The following is a 1,448-nucleotide window of genomic DNA, read 5'->3' as shown; positions in this document are numbered from 1 at the left end:
GACTACCTGCCGTCGCACTTCGTGCCGGAGGAGGTCGAGGGGTATCTGGGGACGGGTGGCACGGGTTCGGTGGCCTCGGGGCGGGTGGCGTATGCACTGGGGCTGGAAGGTCCGGCGGTGACGGTGGACACGGCGTGTTCGTCGTCGCTGGTGGCGCTGCACCTGGCCTGCCAGTCGCTGCGGTCGGGGGAGAGTTCGCTCGCGCTGGCCGGTGGTGTGACGGTGATGTCGACGCCCGGTACCTTCATCGACTTCTCGCGGCAGCGCGGCCTGGCCGCTGACGGGCGCTGCAAGGCCTACGCGGAGTCCGCGGACGGTACGGGCTGGGGCGAGGGCGTCGGCGTCCTGGTCGTGGAGCGCATGTCCGACGCGCTGCGCAACGGGCACCGCATCCTGGCCGTGGTCGCCGGTACGGCGGTCAACCAGGACGGCGCGTCCAACGGTCTGACGGCGCCGAACGGGCCATCCCAGCAGAGGGTCATCCGGGCCGCGCTGGCCAACGCCGGTCTGTCGGCGGCCGAGGTGGACGTGGTCGAGGGCCACGGCACCGGGACCAGGCTGGGCGACCCGATCGAGGCGCAGGCACTGCTGGCGACCTACGGCCAGGACCGGCTGGCCGACCGGCCGCTGCTCCTGGGGTCCGTGAAGTCCAACATCGGTCACGCGCAAGCCGCCGCCGGTGCCGCGGGGATCATCAAGATGGTCGCCGCGATGCAGCACGGCGTGGTGCCGGCGACGCTGCACGCGGACGAGCCGTCCTCGCGGATCGACTGGGAGTCGGGCGCCGTCCGACTGGTGACCGAAGCGGTGCCGTGGCCGGATGCCGGGCACCCCCGGCGCGCGGGTGTTTCGTCCTTCGGGTTCTCCGGGACCAATGCGCACGTGATCATCGAGCAGGCGCCGGACCAGGACACTTCGGGCTCCGGTTCCGGTGGTGTTGACCTGCCGGTGGTGCCGTGGTGCCTCTCGGCGCGGTCGGCGGAGGGTCTTGCTGGTCAGGCGGAGCGGCTGTCGGCGTTCGGTGAGCGTGCTGATGCTGATGTCCTGGACGTGGGTTGGTCGTTGGCGGTGTCGCGGGCGGCACTGGAGCAGCGGGCGGTGGTCCTCGGTGCGGATCGCGAAGAGTTGCTGGCCGGTCTTGCGGCGCTGGCCGGGGGCCGTGAGGTTCCGGGTGTGGTGACCGGGTCCGTGGGCGGTGCGGGCAAGGTCGGGTTCGTGTTCACCGGCCAGGGTGCGCAGCGCGTTGGCATGGGGCAGGGGCTCTACCAGGCGTTCCCGGTGTTCGCCGAGGCGTTCGACGCGGTGTGCGCGGGTCTGGCCGAGCACTTGGACGGTTCCCTCGCGGGTGTGATTCGGGGTGAGGGCCCGATCGACGAGACGGGGTGGGCGCAGCCCGCACTGTTCGCCGTTGAGGTGGCCCTTCACCGCCTGCTGGAGTCGTGGGGTGT

Annotated in this window: 1 protein-coding gene; it reads left to right on the top strand. The window is 71.9% G+C overall.

The features are described 5' to 3' along the window. On the top strand, nucleotides 1-1,448 hold a 1,448-nt coding region (locus ABZ497_RS36805), incomplete at both ends, for a type I polyketide synthase (RefSeq protein WP_359812508.1).

It is taken from the genome of Kitasatospora sp. NPDC005751, from assembly GCF_040630835.1.
GTDB lineage: Bacteria > Actinomycetota > Actinomycetes > Streptomycetales > Streptomycetaceae > Kitasatospora.
This window is presented reverse-complemented; position numbering and strand designations above follow the sequence as displayed.